The 16,634-nt window shown below is 71.6% G+C and carries 16 protein-coding genes; 7 read left to right on the top strand and 9 right to left on the bottom strand.

Translation table 11 applies throughout. The annotated features are described in order from the left end of the window. Positions 1 to 353: 353 nt before the first annotated feature. The 4 genes from ACWDX9_RS25480 to ACWDX9_RS25465 all read left to right on the top strand — a co-directional run bounded on the left by ACWDX9_RS25480 (position 354) and on the right by ACWDX9_RS25465 (position 6,213). Positions 354 to 1,013, top strand: a complete 660-nt coding sequence (locus ACWDX9_RS25480; protein ID WP_449957934.1) for an HNH endonuclease family protein — start codon at positions 354 to 356, stop codon at positions 1,011 to 1,013. A 569-nt stretch (positions 1,014 to 1,582) separates the two neighbouring features. Further along, the gene (locus tag ACWDX9_RS25475) at positions 1,583 to 3,931 is read left to right on the top strand and encodes a WD40 repeat domain-containing protein (protein WP_449957932.1); all 2,349 of its coding nucleotides are present in this window, start codon (positions 1,583 to 1,585) and stop codon (positions 3,929 to 3,931) included. A 370-nt stretch (positions 3,932 to 4,301) separates the two neighbouring features. Then, positions 4,302 to 5,258, top strand: coding sequence for a cyclase family protein (locus ACWDX9_RS25470; RefSeq protein ID WP_449957931.1), 957 nt, complete (start codon positions 4,302 to 4,304; stop codon positions 5,256 to 5,258). Between the two features lie 292 nt (positions 5,259 to 5,550). Then, positions 5,551 to 6,213, top strand: a complete 663-nt coding sequence (locus ACWDX9_RS25465; RefSeq protein ID WP_449957929.1) for a class I SAM-dependent methyltransferase — start codon at positions 5,551 to 5,553, stop codon at positions 6,211 to 6,213. 3 nt (positions 6,214 to 6,216) lie between these two features. Here the strand turns inward: ACWDX9_RS25465 and ACWDX9_RS25460 are convergent, their stop codons facing one another. After that, positions 6,217 to 6,945 (bottom strand): winged helix-turn-helix domain-containing protein, encoded by a 729-nt coding sequence (locus ACWDX9_RS25460; protein ID WP_449957927.1) that lies wholly within the window; start codon positions 6,943 to 6,945, stop codon positions 6,217 to 6,219. A gap of 39 nt (positions 6,946 to 6,984) precedes the next feature. Next, positions 6,985 to 7,425, bottom strand: coding sequence for a hypothetical protein (locus ACWDX9_RS25455; protein WP_449957925.1), 441 nt, complete (start codon positions 7,423 to 7,425; stop codon positions 6,985 to 6,987). A gap of 118 nt (positions 7,426 to 7,543) precedes the next feature. On the opposite strand from ACWDX9_RS25455, the gene ACWDX9_RS25450 reads away from it, so the two are divergent. Continuing rightward, entirely contained in the window at positions 7,544 to 9,064 is a 1,521-nt protein-coding gene (locus ACWDX9_RS25450) for a serine/threonine-protein kinase (protein WP_449957924.1), read from the top strand. Between the two features lie 57 nt (positions 9,065 to 9,121). Then, the gene (locus ACWDX9_RS25445; RefSeq protein WP_449957922.1) at positions 9,122 to 9,604 is read left to right on the top strand and encodes a hypothetical protein; all 483 of its coding nucleotides are present in this window, start codon (positions 9,122 to 9,124) and stop codon (positions 9,602 to 9,604) included. Between the two features lie 55 nt (positions 9,605 to 9,659). On the opposite strand, the gene ACWDX9_RS25440 is transcribed toward ACWDX9_RS25445, so the two are convergent. Genes ACWDX9_RS25440 through ACWDX9_RS25430 form a run of 3 tightly spaced genes read right to left on the bottom strand, consistent with a single transcriptional unit; the run spans position 9,660 to position 12,435 of the window. Further along, a complete protein-coding gene (locus ACWDX9_RS25440; RefSeq protein ID WP_449957920.1) occupies positions 9,660 to 10,112 on the bottom strand; it encodes a S26 family signal peptidase in 453 nt (150 codons plus the stop codon). Next, a complete protein-coding gene (locus ACWDX9_RS25435) occupies positions 10,109 to 11,902 on the bottom strand; it encodes an ABC transporter ATP-binding protein (protein WP_449957918.1) in 1,794 nt (597 codons plus the stop codon). Before ACWDX9_RS25435 ends, ACWDX9_RS25440 begins: the two co-directional genes overlap by 4 nt. Next, positions 11,899 to 12,435 (bottom strand): TlpA family protein disulfide reductase, encoded by a 537-nt coding sequence (locus ACWDX9_RS25430; protein WP_449957916.1) that lies wholly within the window; start codon positions 12,433 to 12,435, stop codon positions 11,899 to 11,901. Before ACWDX9_RS25430 ends, ACWDX9_RS25435 begins: the two co-directional genes overlap by 4 nt. On the opposite strand from ACWDX9_RS25430, the gene ACWDX9_RS25425 reads away from it, so the two are divergent. Further along, positions 12,434 to 12,670: a hypothetical protein gene (locus tag ACWDX9_RS25425; RefSeq protein WP_449957914.1), complete on the top strand. Its 237-nt coding sequence runs from the start codon at positions 12,434 to 12,436 to the stop codon at positions 12,668 to 12,670. The two genes, ACWDX9_RS25430 and ACWDX9_RS25425, sit on opposite strands and share 2 nt — an antisense overlap. Here the strand turns inward: ACWDX9_RS25425 and ACWDX9_RS25420 are convergent. The 4 genes from ACWDX9_RS25420 to ACWDX9_RS25405 form a co-directional block, all read right to left on the bottom strand. After that, positions 12,649 to 12,849 (bottom strand): hypothetical protein, encoded by a 201-nt coding sequence (locus ACWDX9_RS25420; protein ID WP_350739375.1) that lies wholly within the window; start codon positions 12,847 to 12,849, stop codon positions 12,649 to 12,651. The two genes, ACWDX9_RS25425 and ACWDX9_RS25420, sit on opposite strands and share 22 nt — an antisense overlap. A 131-nt stretch (positions 12,850 to 12,980) precedes the next feature. Continuing rightward, a complete protein-coding gene (locus ACWDX9_RS25415) occupies positions 12,981 to 14,348 on the bottom strand; it encodes a sensor histidine kinase (protein WP_449957912.1) in 1,368 nt (455 codons plus the stop codon). A gap of 116 nt (positions 14,349 to 14,464) precedes the next feature. After that, positions 14,465 to 15,688, bottom strand: a complete 1,224-nt coding sequence (locus ACWDX9_RS25410; protein WP_449957910.1) for an MFS transporter — start codon at positions 15,686 to 15,688, stop codon at positions 14,465 to 14,467. A 100-nt stretch (positions 15,689 to 15,788) separates the two neighbouring features. Continuing rightward, positions 15,789 to 16,634 (bottom strand): hypothetical protein (locus tag ACWDX9_RS25405; RefSeq protein ID WP_449957908.1); only part of this gene is annotated, 846 nt, incomplete at its 5' end.

Raw genomic sequence — 16,634 nt, 5'->3', positions numbered from 1 at the left:
ACCCCACCTGGGCCGCCCCGAACCCGGCTGCCCATCTTGTGCCCGTCAACGCAGAAGTGCCCGATACGGACACGAACTTTGGTGATCTCGACGAGCCGCCGTGCCAGGCTGATGCGCTACCGGCACCTCCTTGGCTGGAGCGCTCGGGGCGGCGTGGGGGTGCTGGGCACGGTGGCGGGCGGCAGCCGGAAAGTCGCACGCTCAGCGGGGATGGGCTGCGCAGGTGTCCTGGAGCCGTCTCACCGGACCGTACTGATCAGCCTCGCAGGCCACAGTGTGCCGCCGCGCCACATGAACGTGACGCACTGAGTAGCGCCGCCCGCAACGGGGAGTTAGCGGGTATGGATGGAACCATGATCCTTTTGAGGCGGACAATCCACGTGACCGTGCTCGCTGCCCTCTTGGTGCTCCCGATCATCGCCATCCCGCCGGCGGCGGCCGACACCCGCAAGCGGCCGCAGGCCGAAGCCGGCGCCGCGCTCGCCCGCCGTATGTTGTCCCAGTTGAAGGTCGCCAGGGCGTTATCGCTCCGCGGCTATGCGCACCGGCGTTTCCTGCCCCGATGGGCGCACCACAGGGGTAAGTGCGACACCCGGGAGACCGTGCTGGCCCGCGACGGGCGACGCGTGCGCAGGAACGCCACGTGCTACCCCGTCAAGGGCCTCTGGTACAGCCCGTACGACGGCAAGTGGCTGAAGAGCGAGAAGCATGTGGACGTCGATCACGTCGTGCCACTGTCGTATGCCTGGCGTTCCGGCGCCAGCAGGTGGAGCGAGGCACGCAGGCGCGCTTTCGCCAACGACCTCACCCGACCAGAACTGGTCGTCGTCAGCCACTCCGCCAACATCGCCAAGGGTGGCCAGGGGCCGCAGAGCTGGCGTCCGGCGCGCCGCGCCTATTGGTGCCGCTACGCGACCTCATGGATCACCGTGAAGCACCACTACCGGCTCTTCGTGACAAGAAAGGAGAAGAAGGCTCTGCTCAACATGCTCCGCACCTGCCGGGGACGTTGACATATCGCCTGCGACCTGGCTCGGGGGTCGAGGAGGAACCGCGCAGGAATTGACGGTTCGGCCCGAGGCGCTGTCTCTGCCCGAAGATGCGGTCGGCGACGGCGGCCTGTCCGGCGGTACCGGCGCGGGAGTACGGGGCGGTGGTGTCCAGGAAGCGGGCCCGAGGAAGGCCTCCAGCAGGCGCTCGGCGGGGCGCCCCCTTGGCAGGGGGACGTTCAGGGCTCGGGTGCCCTTGTCGCAGGCGTCTGCGGGGCAGTTCTGAGGAATGGGGGTCGTCGGGGAGGTAGCGGGCACAACACGCGAGCACCCCCCGTCGGTGGCCTTGATGAGGACACGACCTCCTTGCAGGTCAAAGCGGGACGATCTTTTCTGGCGCGTAAAGCGCGCTGACCGGCTCGCACAGCACAGGCGCAGGGGGTCTTGACGGTGTAAGCGCGCCACCGGCGAGGGCAAGGGATCGTGATCCGGCTGCGCGCGGTGCCGGGGCGAGTCGATCGTCGAGGTCGTGGACGAGGTGTGGTTGCCGCGTCCAGGCACCACCGGCGCGGGCCGGTGTTAGCCTGCTCGTCGTGTCTACTGGCGATCATGACTTACTCGGCCCCGGCCGGACACATGCCACGGGCCAGGCGTCGGCCGACGAGATGCTGGGCGATCCGCGTTTCCTGATCCACGCCGACCCCGACGAGGTGATGGCGCTCGCGTCGCGAGCGGACGGCGTCGAGGCGCGGCTGGCCGCCGCGGTCTACCGTACGTCCGCCGACCGGCATCGTGACCTGCCTCCCGCCGCGCGCCGTCAGGTCCTGACCGTGGACGCCGCCCGGTGGCAAGCCGATGATCTGGGGCGGCGGCTCGCCGAGGCGCCGGACGAGCACGGCGCGGCCGCTCCGTACCGGGTGGAGTGGGCGACGGGCTCGTCGCTGAAGGGCGCGCTGCTGTGGTCGGCCGATCTGCCGGACCACGAAAGACTCGGGCCGGCCGCAGTCTGGGCGATGGCGGCCGGCGGGCCGCCGGGCCAAGCCGTGGTGACGGTCGCGGCCTTCGGCCGTGACGGCTGGACCTGGGACCTGGCGTCGGGCAGTTGCGTCGGCAGGCCCGTGTTCGACGACGGAGGAGTCGAAGCCCTGGAGAGCGTGGTGCTCGACGGCCGTCGATCGCTGGTCGTCAGCGGGTACAGCGTCGTCGACGACCTCGTACGGGCGAGCGTGTGGGTGATGGACGTCGGCTCCGGGGAGCGCGTCGGTTCGCCGTTCGTCACCGAAGGTCACGTAAGCGATCCGCTGGCCGTCACCATGGTGGCGGGCCGTCCGGTGGCGATCTCCGGCGGATCGGCGGTGAAAGTCTGGGACCTGCTCGCGCAGCGCCCTCTGGGCACGCCGTTCGAGGCGCACGGCGACACGAGGGTGGTCTCGATCGCCACGACGACCCTGGACGGCCGCGCGGTCGCGGTCACCGGTGACTACGACGGCTTCGTACGTGTGTGGGATCCCCTCGACGGGACGGAGGTCACGGCGCCGACAGAGACTTCCGGCCGGCCGGAAAGCCTGCTCGCCCTGTCTCTCGACGGCCGCCCCGTCGTGGTCACGGGCGGCTACGACGGCCCGGTCGAAGTGCGGGATCTGCGCGAGGGCACTCTCGTCCGCGAACTGCTGCCCGCGGACGTGCCGGCGCGTGGCAGCGGTTCGCTCGCCGCCGCCGAACTCGACGGCCGATCGATCGTGGTCGCCCTCGACCGCGACGGGCACGTACGAGTGCTGGACCTCGCCACAGGCGAGCCGCTGTGCGCTCCCCTGCCTCCAGGGCGCGGAAAACCTGATGCGATCCGCGTGGCCGAGGCCGGCGGTCGTCCGATCGCCGTCACCAGCGGCATGCTCTCGTCCGTGGTGCAGGCGTGGGACCTGACCGCCGCGTGCGCCGTACCGGCCGCCGGAGCGCCGCGCGGCCTGCCGGGCGACGTCACCGCCCTGACGGTCTGCGAGGTCGACGGCCGCGAGGTCATCGTCACGGCTCACCACGACGGCCCCGCCGACGACCCCAGATGGGGCGAGGGGTACGTGTGCGTCACCGACCTGGCCGACGGCACTGCGGTGACCCCCGCCATCCCCACCGGAGAAGGACGGGCACAGCTCGCCCTGGCCGACTTCCACGGGGACCCCGTAGCGGTGATCACCTGCAATCAGCGATTCGTGCCGCGGCTGCTGCGGTTGCCTGAGGGCCAGGAGCTGGACATCACGTTCACCACCTCGGACTACCGGCAGGACCACAACGGCCGGATCACCGCGCTCGCCACCGGCCGGCTGACCGACCGCCCCGTGGTGGTGACCGGCGGAAGGCACAACCAGGCGCGCGTGTGGTACCTGGACAGCGGCTCCATGTGTACGGCCGTCGCCGGGCGCGGCGGCGGGTACACCCATGTCACCGCCGCAGCCGTCGGCTCGCTTCGAGGCCGCGCCGTGGCGGTCACCGCCGGACACGGATCCGACACACCCGAGATCCGGGTGTGGTGGCTGTCCAGCGGCCGCCCGGTCTGTCAGCCGGAGACAGGTCACAGCGGAGCCGTGAACGCCGTCGCGATCAGTGACCTGGACGGCGTCCCGGTCGCGGTGACCGCCGGCGCGGATCAGACAGTCCGGGTGTGGGACCTGAGCAGCGGAAAACTGGTCAGAGACCCCCTGATCGGGCACACGGCACCGGTCCTGGCCGTGGCCGTGACCGAACTGGACGGCCGCCCCGCCCTGGTGACCGGCGGCGCGGATCGGACCGTCCGGACGTGGGACCTGGACAGTGGGCGCCGGCTGCGACGGGCGGACCTGCCCGGCGCGGTGTCGCATGTCGCCGTCGCATCGGGCGGCCGGCTGGTCGTCGCGTTCGGTGACGACATCGCCGCCATGTCCCCCCAGCACCTGGCGGCGGAGCGGTGAGGTGTCAGGGTTCATCCAGCTCTATCCGCTGAGCGCCGATCTTCAGCCGAGATGGGCGGGGCTGGTGGGGGCTTCTGGCCGTCTTCACAGCGACTGTCAGCCACTCCGGCAAGGGTAACCCTTCATCCGAAGCCCGGACTCGCGAGGAGGCGACGCCGAGCACCATGGCGGAGAAGGTCACGGCGATGGCCTGGATGATCTTTTTCTGCTGGGTTCTTTCGGAGGCCGGGGTCGCCCTCAGACGCGAATCGAGGTCACACCGACTCTCCGGCTCCGGCGAGGTCATATCAAAGAGGTCATATCAAAAGAGAGGGCGGGATACCCTGCCTGCGGTGCCTCGAACCACGTGACCGGAGGAGTCGATGCTGGGATGACGGCAGGGCGACCGATGCCCACGCAGGACGACGTGCTCGGGTACTTCGACACGCTGTCGAACTGGGGACGGTGGGGCGACGACGACGAGCTCGGCACTCTGAACCACATCACCGACGACGTCCGGCTGGCGGCGGCGCGGGCCGTGCGCCACGGCAGAAGCGTGTCGTGCGCATGGGAGGTCGCCGTACCGGAAGACATGGAGCGGTCGACGACGACGTGCCCGTGCGCCGCCGACATGCCGGGTGCCGAGAACATGCCGGTGCCCGCATTCCACAACGACCGGCGCTGGGGCTTTTCGTCCGAGCGGCTCGGCGTCACGTTCCACGGCAACACCCTCACCCACATCGACTCGCCGTGCCACATCTTCTGGGACGGCACGATGTACAACGGGCGGTCGCACTCGCTGGTCGACGCCGCAACCGGATCGGCGTGGGCGTCCGTCACGGCGGCGGCGAACGGGATCATCACGCGTGGTGTCCTGCTGGACGTTGCGAGCGTGCGGGATGTGCCGTGGTTGGAACCGGGGCAGGGTGTGTTTCCCGACGATCTCGAGGAGGCCGAGCGTCGCCAGGGTGTGCGGGTGCGATCCGGCGACGCGGTACTCCTGCGGACCGGCTATGGCCGCGTCCGGCACGAGACCGGTGCGGTCAGCGGTTTCACGCAGGCCGGGTGGCACGCGTCCTGCCTGCCGTGGCTGCATGAACGGGAGGTCGCGCTGATCGGCGCCGACACCCCCCAGGACGTTCAGCCGTCGGGGTACGAAGACGTGTTGATGCCGGTTCACGCCGTGAGCCTCGTCGCCATGGGTCTGTGGATGCTCGACAACTGCGACCTGGAGGCGTGCGCGGCGACGGCTGCCGAGCTCGGCCAGTGGGACTTCCACCTCGCAGTCGCGCCGGTCCGCTTCGCCGGTACGTCCGGCAGTCCGGTCAACCCGATCGCCACGTTCTGACCGCGGTTCACGAGGGGTGCGACGCCATGAAGCGTGGTCGGTGAGGACACGCCGTGCCGGCCGGGAATCAGGCGGCACGAGCACCTCAAGGCAGGGTGTTGCGATAGCTGACGGCGGCCCGCCGTGCTTCCCGACGCGCCATGAGGTTTTGGTGCCCCAGCCAGCTCCCCGGGCTGGGGCATGTCGAGATTATGGCCTTAAGTCCGATTTGTATAGCTTTGGTGAGTAATTTTCCTTGACCGCCCTTGCAAGGACGCCTCCGATGCCCCGCCACGGCAGGTATGCATAGATCATGACCGCGCGTTATGACGGCCAGGCCGACTGGTACGACGAGTACATCGGCTCCAGCGCCCACGTCACCACGCAGGACATCGTCGACCTCCTCGGCCCCGGTGAGGGGCCGTGCCTGGACGTCGGCTGCGGCACCGGCCTCTATCTCGACGCCATCCGCTCCACCGGCCGGACCGTCATCGGCCTCGACCGCTCCGCCGACCAGCTGCGCCTGGCCCGCCGCCGGGATCCCGCGCCCCTCCTCCAGGGCGACGCCATGGCCCTGCCGTTCGCCACGGGCACGTTCGGGACGGTCACCGCGATCTGGGTCTCGACCGACATCCCCGACTTCGCCGGGCTGCTGCGGGAGGCGGCCAGGGTTCTGCGCCCGGGCGGCCAACTGCTGTTCTACGGGGTGCACCCGTGCTTCAACGGCCCCCACATCGAGTCCCGCGAGGACGGCGCGGTGATCATCCATCCCACGTACCGGATCAAGGGGTGGCACAAGCGCTCGCCGTGGTGGCGCAAGGGCGGGGTCCGGGACCGGGTCGGGATGAGCCACGTTCCACTGTCCGACCTGATGAACGCCTTCGTCGACGCCGGGCTGGCCGTCGGGCGCGTGTACGAGCCGCAGGAGCGGCCCGTACCGTCCGTCCTGGCCGTCAGGGCGTTCCGGCCGGGCTGACGCTCAGCGGCCGGGCACCGGCAGCAGGGCCAGGTGCTCGCTGGTCACGAGGTCGAACCTCAGCGCCAGCGACACCAGCGCGTGACGCTGCCAGTCGGCCTTGCCCTCACCGCCCTGGGGGCTTTTGACGTGCAGCTTCTTCTCGGCCAGGTAGCCGATGTGGAAGCCGATGGCGGTACGGCTCAGCTCCAGGTCGGGGAGCCTCTCGGCAATCTCGGGGATCGTCGGTATGCGCGACGTCGAGGGGTCGCGCAGGCGCGGCTCGCACAGCGCCACCAGGATGCGGAAGTACTTGGCGTTCTGGTCGAGCGGGTAGGCGACCTGCGTGGCCGCGCCCTCGTCGGCGCGGTGCGGCGGCACATGTACGTGCTGCGGCGCGAACACCAGGAACGAGACCGTGCCGTCTACCGCGGGCAGGCTCACCCTGGAGAACTCGAACGGGATCGGCGCCCCCATCCGCCCCGGCGGCACCTTGACGAACTCCCGGCCCCCTTCCGGGTTCTCCACGACGTACGTCTTCGACGTGCTGAGGTTGGACAGCAGCCAGTAGTCCCCCACGGCGACGATCTCGCCGGCGCGCCGGGAGATCGCGGCGTCGTCCAGCCGGAGGTCCACGGGAGAGCCGGGAGCCCCGCGCCCGAAGAGCGCCTGCTCCCCGGGCGCGAGCTCCAGCGAGTATGGCCGGTCCTCGGTCGGCGCCGCCGCCATCTGGATCAAGATGGTGCTGTGCATCTGCGGGACCCTACTCGCGTGCCGGTGAAGGTGTCCAGGTCATACGGGCAACGTCTTGCCACCCGGGCGCCTGCACTCCCGCAGGCCGCCGTCGGACTCGTCGTTGCCGCCCCCGCGGAAGTAGACCTCGCTGACGTACCCCCATCTGTCGTTGTCGGCCATGGTGGCCGCCCACCAGTAGTTCCGGTACGAGCCCAGCGTGTAGCTCGCCCCGGCCTTCTCGCACAGGTACCAGTCGTCCCCCGCCGGATCGATGTAGCCGACGATCTTGCCCTTGGCCGGCGACTCGTAGACCGGGATGCTCCCGCTCGGCGACCAGTCGGGGCAGTTCTGGACCGTGTCATTACCGTGCCGGAACGGCTTCCCGCACGGGCTGGCGTCGCCCGCGGCGGCCGTGGCGGTCCCCGCAACCGGGCCGGCGACCCCCGCGATCGCCAACCCGAAGGCCGCGGCGAGCGCGGCCCGTCGGATACTCATCATGCTTTTCCTCCCGATGTCGGTATCCGCGTCGATCCTGCGGGGCACAGGGCCGTTTCCGTAACCTGGTAGCTGCCAGGGCGCGTGGACGGATCCACGATGATCGGCGATGATGAGCTGAATGACGGCTCCGTCCCAAGCAGGTCGCTACCGGATCGAGCAGCTCATCGGTGTCGGGGGGTTCGCCTCCGTCTATCTGGCCCATGACGACGAGTTGCGCTCGCCGGTGGCGGTCAAGATCCTCGCCGACAACTGGGCCCGCCGGCCCGACGTGCGCGGGCGTTTCCTCCAGGAGGCGCGGCTGCTGCGCAGGGCCGACTCCCACCTGCTCGTACAGGTCTTCGACGTGGGCGAGCTCGACGACGGCCGCCCGTACTTCGTGATGACCTACGCCGACCGCGGCACGCTGGAGGACCGCCTGTCCGGCGGGGCGCTCACCGTCGACGAGGCGCTCGGCCTGATGCGCGACATCTGCCAGGGCGTGGCCGTGCTGCACAGCATCGGGGTGGTCCACCGCGACCTGAAGCCGTCGAACGTGCTGTTCTGCTCGCGTCCCGAGGGCGGTGAGCGGGTGATGGTGGCCGACCTCGGCATCGCGCGGTCCACCGACCACCTGAGCGGCCTGACCCTGCCCGCGGGTTCGCCCGGCTACCAGGCCCCCGAGCAGCTCTACTTCGACGGCGCGCCGGACGCGCGCGCCGACGTCCACGGCCTGGGCGCGCTGACCTACCACATGCTCACCGGCAGGGTGCCCGCCAAGCCGGAGCAGCGGGTGCCGCCGAGCGCGCTGCGTCCCGAGGTGCCGGAGGCGGTCGACGCCGCCGTGATGCGCGCCCTGGATCCCGGCAGGGAGGCCCGCTGGCCCGACGCCGCCGCCTACGCCGCGGCCCTGTCGTCGTCCACCGCCGTACCGCCGTCGGGCTGGAAACCGCAGGTGCGGCTGTCGGGCGGAGAACCGCAGGTGCGGCCGTCGGGCGGAGAAGCACGGGGGCGTTCGCCGGGTGGGGAAGCGCATATGCGGCCACCCGAAAAGGGACGGCGCAGGGCGATCGCCGGGAGTGCGGCGGCCGTCGTGGCCGCGGCGGCCGTCACCGTCGTGGCCGTCAACCTCGCTCAGAGCCCGGACCAGCCCGGCGGCACCCGCGCGGCCGCGAGCACCCCGCCCGCGAGCGGCTCGACCAGCCGATGGCTACGGGACGACTCCGACATCCCCGGCCAGTACCGCGAGCTGATCGTGCAGGCGGGCACGCACTGCCAGGAGCCCGGGCTCAGCCCGGCCCTGATCGCCGCGATGCTCAAGGCGGAGTCCGGCTACGACCCCGGCCTGTCCGATCCGGTGAAGGACGAGTACGGCATCTCCAGGTGGACCCCGTCGGTGCTGTGGTACTGGCAGCCGGGCGGCCTGCAGAGCCCGAAGCCCGCGCCGCCGTTCAGCCCGGAGCTGTCGATCCTGTCGATGGGACGGTTCCTGTGCACGCTGGGCCCCAGGGTCTCCGACCTGCCCGGCGACCCGGCGCTGAAGCTCGCCGCCCTCTACCGCAGCGGCGTCGACCCGCTGAAGCGGGCGGGCGGCATCCCCGAACGGTGGCGCGACTACACCGAGAAGGTCTCCCGCTACATGCGCGACTACCGGCCGGACTGAGGGCGCTCGACGCATGCTCAACGCGGGCTCAACATTCCTTGATCGACTCTTTCACCCGTGACCGACCATGCCGCCGCCGTCCCGTCCATCGGATTACGCACGCCCGCCGAGTTCGTCGCGGGGCTGCGCAGCCTCAAGGCGTGGGCGGGGCTGACGTACCGGCAGCTCGAAGCCCGCGCGGCGGCTGCCGGGGACTTCCTGCCGTACAGCACGCTGGCCTCGGCGTTCGGCCGTAACCGGCTGCCCCGCCGGGAGCTGGTCGTGGCCTTCACCAGGGCCTGCGGCTGCCGCGCGGAGGAGACGGCGGCCTGGCTCGACGCGCACCGCCGCGTCGCCGCCCGGTCCGTACGCGCCCCGGCCGCCTCACGGCCCGACGACCCGGTCTGGCCGCTGGGTGAGGAGCTGGCCGTCCTGGGCTACCGGCTCATCGTGGCGGCGGCGAGCCGGACCCCCGACCCGAGCACCGAGGCCGCGGCCCGCCAGGTCATCGCCGAGCTGGCCGACCTGGCCCGCGCAGGCGGCGACCCGCGCGGGCAGTGACCTGCGCAAAAGCGACCCGCGCAGGCAGTGACCTGCGCAAAGGCGACCCGCGTGGCTAACGTGCTCCGAGGCGGCGCACCACGACGCCCACCACCCGCTCCGGTGGGACATATCCGAAATCTCGTGAGTCGAAGGATTCGTCAACGTTGTCGCCCCGCACGGCCAGATGCCCCTCCGGCACGACCGGCCCCGCCCCGGGAACGGGAAAGTCCACGCGATCGCCGCCCGTGGCCACGGCCCGCTTGATCAGCAGCCCCACGTCCACGACAAAGGAGCCGGGAGGCGGCGGCGCGGCCTGCGCCACCGCTCCCTCCCCCGTACGGCCCGGCGTCTCGAACACGACGGTCTGGCCGCGCCGGACCTTCGCCGCGGCGGTCCGCCGTACCAGCACCTTCTCCCCGGGCAGGTAGGAGGGCCGCATGCTGTACCCCCGCACCGTCACCACCAGGTACCGCTTCCTGAGCACCCAGAGCACGGCCACGAGTGCCGCGACGACAATGAAGATCATGGGATGCGCTGCTCCTCCGCGTCGATGTATCCCGAGGCCTGCTTCGCCCACAAGCTCGCGTACAGACCTCCACGGGCGAGCAGCTCGTCGTGCCGCCCCAGCTCCCCCACCCGCCCCTCGACCAGGACCGCGATCAGGTCCGCGTCGCGGATCGAGCCGAGCCGGTGCGAGACGAGCACGCTGGTCCGGCCCGCCCTGATCTCCCGCAGCCGGCTGTGCACCTCGTACTCGGCCTCGGCGTCCAGGCCTGCGCTCGGCTCGTCCAGGATCATCAGGTCCCGGTCACCGCGCAGGAAGGCGCGGGCCAGGGCCACCCGCTGCCACTGCCCGCCCGACAGGAGCACGCCCGTCTCCTGCTCGCCGTCCTCACTCTCGCCGAAGAACATGCGGGTCAGGGGCGTGTCGTAGCCGCGGGGCAGCCGGGCCAGGACGTCGTGGACCCCGGCCCGCCGCGCCGCCTCCTCGACCGGGGCCGCCCGGCCCAGCACCGCCAGGTCGCCCACGGCGATGTTGTCGGCGGCGCTGAAGTCGTACGCCATGAAGTCCTGGAAGACCGCGCCGATCCGGGCGCGCAACTCCTCGACGGGGAGGTCGCGCAGCTCGACGCCGTCCCACAGGATCGCGCCCCGCTGCGGGTCGTAGAACCGGCACAGCAGCTTGACCAGCGTGCTCTTGCCCGCGCCGTTCCGGCCGACCAGCGCGACGGACCGGCCGTACGGGATGAACAGGCTGACCCCGCGCAGCACCCAGGGATGTTCCTCGCTGTAGCGGAACCACACGTCACGCAGCTCGACGCCGCGCCGCAGTGGCGGCGGCCCGCCCGCCGCCGGTGAAGGCGAGGGCAGGTCGGGCTCGGCGCGCAGCACGGCGGCGTGGTGCCCGAACATCAGCAGCTGATGGTGGGCCTGGCCGGTGGAGCCGACCAGCCCCTCGATCGCGCCCTGGATCCCGGCCACCGCGGCGATGAACATCGACACGTCACCGACCGACATCCCGCTCCCCACGGCCCAGATCAGCCCGGCTCCGGCGGTGAGCGTGGACAGCGCCGCGAGCGCGCTCTGCACGGCCAGCTCCCGCCGGTCCAGGCCGCGTTTGGCGGCGTCCACCGAGCGTCGCTCGGCGATCATCCGGCCGCGCAGGAAGCCACCCAGGCCGAACAGGCGGATCTCCTTGGCGGCGTCCACGCTGCCGAGCAGGTGGCCGTAGAACAGCTCGCGGCGTTCGGCCGGGCCGATCTCCCACTGCACCCGAGCCCTCCCCCGCGCCAGGCGCAGCTCCGCGACGAGCGCGGGCAGCGCCGAGCCGATCACGACGGCGGTGAACGCGGGACTGATCACCAGGAGCGAGCCGACGAACCCGGCCAGCGTCACCGCCCCGCGCCCGAGGCCGAACAGCGCGTCCACCACGCGGCCCGGCGCGGCGGCGCTCTGCTCGGCCAGCCGCAGCCGGTCGAGCATGGCCGGGTCCTCGAACCTGGCCAGCCCCCGCCAGCGCTCGACCGCCGCGAACAGCCCGGCCCGCGCGCTCAGCCCGGCCCGCCGGTCCAGCTCGGCCCGCAGATACTGCCCCGCCTGCAGGGCGAGCGCCCCCGCCAGCCCGACTGCGGCCAGGCCCGCCGCCGGCGGCAGGAGTACGCCGCCCGTGACGAGGCCGTCCAGGATCAGCTTGGTCAGCCACGCCATGACCACGGGCACGGCCGAGGCGAGCAGCACGCTCGCCAGGTAGGCGAGGAGGGTGCCGGAGGCGGCCCGCCACACCAGCGCCAGGGCCTGTCCGGCGGTCGACCTCACCCGATCGCCACGACCGGCGACCGCATGATGTCGGGCCCGGTCGCGATCACGTACCCCTCGGCGTCCACGACGCAGTACCCGGGGAAGGCGTTGGCCTCGAACGCCCGGCTGACCGGCCCGCCCATCTCCTCCACGACCACCAGCGAGACGGGCGCCAGCCGCTCGACCATCTCGGTCGCGCGCTCCGCGTCACCGGAGACGACGGCGAGGACCTGCCCCGGCGTGTCCCGCGCCGCCTCCACGAAGCCCGGCAGCGCCTCCTTGCACGGCCCGCACTCCGTCGAGAAGAACGCCACCACGGTGTTGCCGGTCAGCGTGCTACCCGACACGATCCGCCCGTCGGCCGTCACCGCCTCGAACTCACCGATCCGCGAGCCGACCGGCAGGATGTCCTGGCCGAGGTACCGGCGCTGCAGCAGGTCCTCGAGGTGAACGGTGTGCTGTTTGAGCCGTCTGATCACCCCGAACGTCAGCAGCAGATCCAGCAGGCAGAGCGCTGCCACCAGGACCACGGCGACGACGAGCACGGTCATGCTGTTCCCCTTCGTTGCGGGTGGGCGAGAAGAGCTCCACGAGCTCGTCGAGACGGGAGACGATCAGCGCCGCGACCGCGGCGGTCCCGGCCGTGACGGCCGGCGCGGGCGCGGGCAGGGAGCCGGTCGCGTACGGTACGGCCACCAGTGCCTCGGCGGCGACGACGATCACCGCGTGCCCAGGGCACGGGTGACGGCCGTCGCCCTCGTCGGTCAGCAGTCGCCGCGTGAGTAGCAGTTGCAGCCGGTGCTGCCGATCCTCGGGCAGCACGTGATGTACATGACGCGCGCCCCCGTGGTGCAGCAGCGGGTCTGGCAGTCGGAGCCGCACCCGGGGCAGGCCGCCGCGGCCTCGGCGCGCGGGACCAGGCGCTGGAGCAGGTTGTCGGCGAGTCTTGCGATCGTCGCGGTCATCGGGGTGATTCCTTCCCTGTGCTCTGCACGGATGGCTGGAGGTACGGGAACCTGGATGACCTTCACCTTGACCCGGGTGTTCGGGCCGGACAAGGAATGCGCCGTGTTCCGAAAAGTTCCGAACAGCGGCGTCAGGAGCGCTCGGGCACCGGGAAGACGGCCACGAAGCGGGCGCCGGGTGAGTGGTCGGCGAGGCTGAGGGTGCCGTCGTGGGCCGCGGCGATGTCGCGGCACAGGGCCAGGCCGAGGCCGCTGCCGCCCTTGTCCTTGGCCCTGGCGGGGGCCAGGCGGGTGAAGCGTTCGAAGACCCGCTCCCGGTCCTGCGGCGGGATGCCGTCGCCGTCGTCGGTCACCGTGACGATCACCTTGTCGCCATCCACGGCCACCTCCAGGTCGATCCGGGTGGCGGCGTGGCGGGTGGCGTTGTCGAGCAGGTTGGTCAGCAGCCGGTCGAGCTGCAGAGGCGAGCCGTAGACCGGCGCCGCGGCGCACAGGTCGGCGACGATCGGCACCCGGCCGCCCGCGCGGCGGTTGACCTGCTCCTCCGCCACGCGGACCAGGTCCACCACGCGGCGCTCGCCGACCGCGCCGGCGTCCAGCCGGGCCAGCATCAGCAGCTCGTCGATGATGCCGGTGAGGCGGTCGGCGGCGGCCAGCGCCTGCTCGCCGGTGGCCCTCCAGTCCGTGTCGTCGGGGTAGGCGCTGGCCACCTCCAGTTGGGCGCGCAGGGCCGAGATGGGGCTGCGGAGCTCGTGGGAGGCGTCGGCGACGAAGCGGCGCTGGGTCTCGACCGTGCGTTCGAGGCGGTCGAGGGTGTGATTGGTGGTGGTGGCCAGGTCGGTGATCTCGTCGCCGGTGTCGGGTACGGGCACGCGCCTGCTGAGGTCCTGGCCGGTGATCTCGGCCATCTCGGCCCGTACGCGTTCGACCGGGCGCAGGGCGGCCCCGACCACGGCCCACGCGATGCCGGCCACGCTCAGCAGGATGAGCGGGATGCCGAGGAACATCAGGACTTCCACCCACTTGATGGCCTTGTCCACGTCGGTCAGCGAAGCCGCCCCGTACACCGTGGTGGGGCCGATCGGCGAGCTCACCTTCAAGGCCATGACCAGGTAGTGGGCCTCGGGCTCGGTGAGATGGGGGGACAGCGTGAGCTCGGTCATGTAGATCTTTTCGGGCTGGTCCGCCCGGAACCTCATCATGGTCGGGATGTTGCTCACGCCGGGACTGGTCGCGATCACGTTGCCGCGGGCCGAGACCACCTGCAGGAGCTGGACCCGCGACGGCGTCTGCAGCACCGTGTGGAACTCTCCCGACTCCAGCTCGCCGGCCACCCGGCGGACGGCCAGCTCCAGCCTGGTCTGCACGGCCCCGCGCAGGTTGGCGGGCGCGGTGGCGAGCGTGATGGCGGCCGTGATGGTGAAGACGACCGCCGCCGCCAGTGTCGCGACCGTGGTCAGCCGCGCCCGGATCGAGCGTGGAAACAGCCGTTTCACCATCTCATTCCGGCCTCCCCGTATCACCACGAGTGACGCTCACCCGTGCATCCCCTCCCAACATGATGGCTGATCTGCGGATATACGGGTACCTGTGCGCTTGCGAATACTCTCCGTGTTCAGCGGTGACCGGCCATCGCGCGCGCCCGCCAGGGCAGGAGGGCGGCGGTGCCGATCAGCAGGATCCCGGCCACCGCGATCGCCGTGCGCGCGCTCGTCAACCAGGCCAGCCCGCCCCACAGGGCCGTGGCGGCGGCGGTGACCGCGCGCCCGCTGATGGTCCAGGCGGTGAGGACGCGGGCCAGCGCGTCGTTCGGGGCGCTGCGCAACCGGTAGGTGACGTAGACCGGGTTGTAGACGCCCATGCAGAAGATCATCGCCAGCTCGACCGCGATCACGACGAGGAGCCCGCCCGTGCCGGGCCCCACGAAGGCGAGTCCGACGAGCCACAGGGCCCTGGCCACGCCGAAGCCGAGCAGGATCCGGCGCTGCCCGAAGCGCCGGACCAGCGGCGCGGACAACCGGGAGCCCGCCAGGCCGCCCAGGCAGGGAATGCCGAAGCCGAGCCCGTACTCCAGGGGTGTGAAGTGCAGGTCGTTCAGCATCAGGTACGTCAGCAGCGGCGCGGTCGCCATGATGAGCGCGGAGACGAGCGCGTTGTTGGCGAACAGCAGGCGCAGCACGGGGTCCGTGGCGATGACGCGCCAGCCCTCGACGACCTCGGCCAGGCGCGACGCGCCGGCGCCGCGCACGGGGGGCGCTGGCTCGGGCGCGGAGATCGCGCGCAGGCCCAGCGCGGACAGCAGGTAGCTGGTGGCGTTCAGGACGGTCGTGACGACGGGTCCCAGCATCCCGACGAGCGCGCCGCCCGCCGGCGGGCCGATCGCCGTCGAGATCCACATGACGCTCTCGAACCGGCCGTTGGCCCGCGTCAGGTGCCGCTCGGGGACGAGGGCCTTCAGGTGCGCGCCGCTGGCCCCGACGAAGACGATGTCGGCCGCGGCGACCGCCACGGCCACCACCAGCAGTTGTACGTAGCCCAGCACCCCCAGGCCGTAGGCGACGGGCACCGTCAGCAGGACGAGGAAGCGCAGCAGGTCGGCTCGGATCATCAGCGGCCGCTTGGGCCGGAACTCGACCCAGGGCCCCAGCGGGACCGCGAGCAGGGCTCCGGCCGCCCCGCCGGCCGCCGCGATCCAGGACACCTGGGTCGCGCTCACGTCGAGGGCGAGGATGGCGATCAGCGGAATCGCGTCCAACGCCAGCATCGTCCCCAGGCTGCTGACCGCGAAGGCCCGCCACAACCACCCGAAATCCCGCCCCAGCCCGGTGTCTTCTGCCATTCCGCCCCCTTTTGCCGGAGGCGATCCAACACCCGGGAGCGCCCGGGAAACAAACAACCGACGCGCCCGATGGACAACCACCGGTTGTGCGTCATCCGCCTTACAGGACTGTGACCTGGTCGCCGCGTCCGGGATAGACCATGATCAGCAGGTGCTGGAAGGTGCCGGGTTCGCGGTAGTGGACCCGTACGCGGTAGTGGCCCTTGCCCGCGACGGCCAGGTTGGGCAGTTCGGGCGCGTCCATCGGGTCCCGGAGCATGAGGTCCCCGCCGGGGCTCTGATAACCCACCTCGATCACCTTGTCCCAGCCCTTGACCTCCACCGGCGGGCGGCGCCGGTAGGCCTCGGCGGTCACGCACACCTCGTATTCGGGGGTGAAGGAGATCGCCAGCTGTCCCGGCACGCTCCCCACCAGGTCCCCGTGGAGGACGGGGTCCTCCTGGGAGGTGCCCTCGTGGTCCTCGTACGCCTCCATGCCGATCTCGGAGAACTCGCGGACCCGGCCCACGCGGACGGGCCGGATCCGCGGCCGATGGCGGGCGCGCTCGCAGACGGCCTGGCCGGCGGCCTCACGGCGGGCGTACGCGTCCCGCTCGATGACGTTCTCGCGCCGCAGGTCGGCCGCGGCGGGCGGGCAGATGGGCGCCATGAACGACATGTGCTCGGCCGAGCGCGGGTAGGCGGCGCACTGCCGGCGTCCGTAGGCGAGCAGCACGTGGTCGGGCGTTGTCGGGAAGCGGCCGCTCATGCGGGCGCCGCACAGGAAAGCCGTCCTGCCCGTCCGAAGCGGGGTGTCGAGCGGTTGCCCGCCCTCGCACCTGAGCTCGGAGATCGGGCCCGAGGCCAGGTCGGCCACCGGCACCAGCGCCAGCGCGGCCAGCACGGCCCCGGCCGCCGCCGTCCGCCGGAGCCACCGTGCCCGCAGCAGGGCCCTCAGGCGAGATCG

The organism is Nonomuraea sp. NPDC003201 (assembly GCF_053590415.1).
The sequence above is the reverse complement of the archived record's forward strand: the minus strand, read 5'-3'. Positions and strand labels throughout refer to the sequence as shown.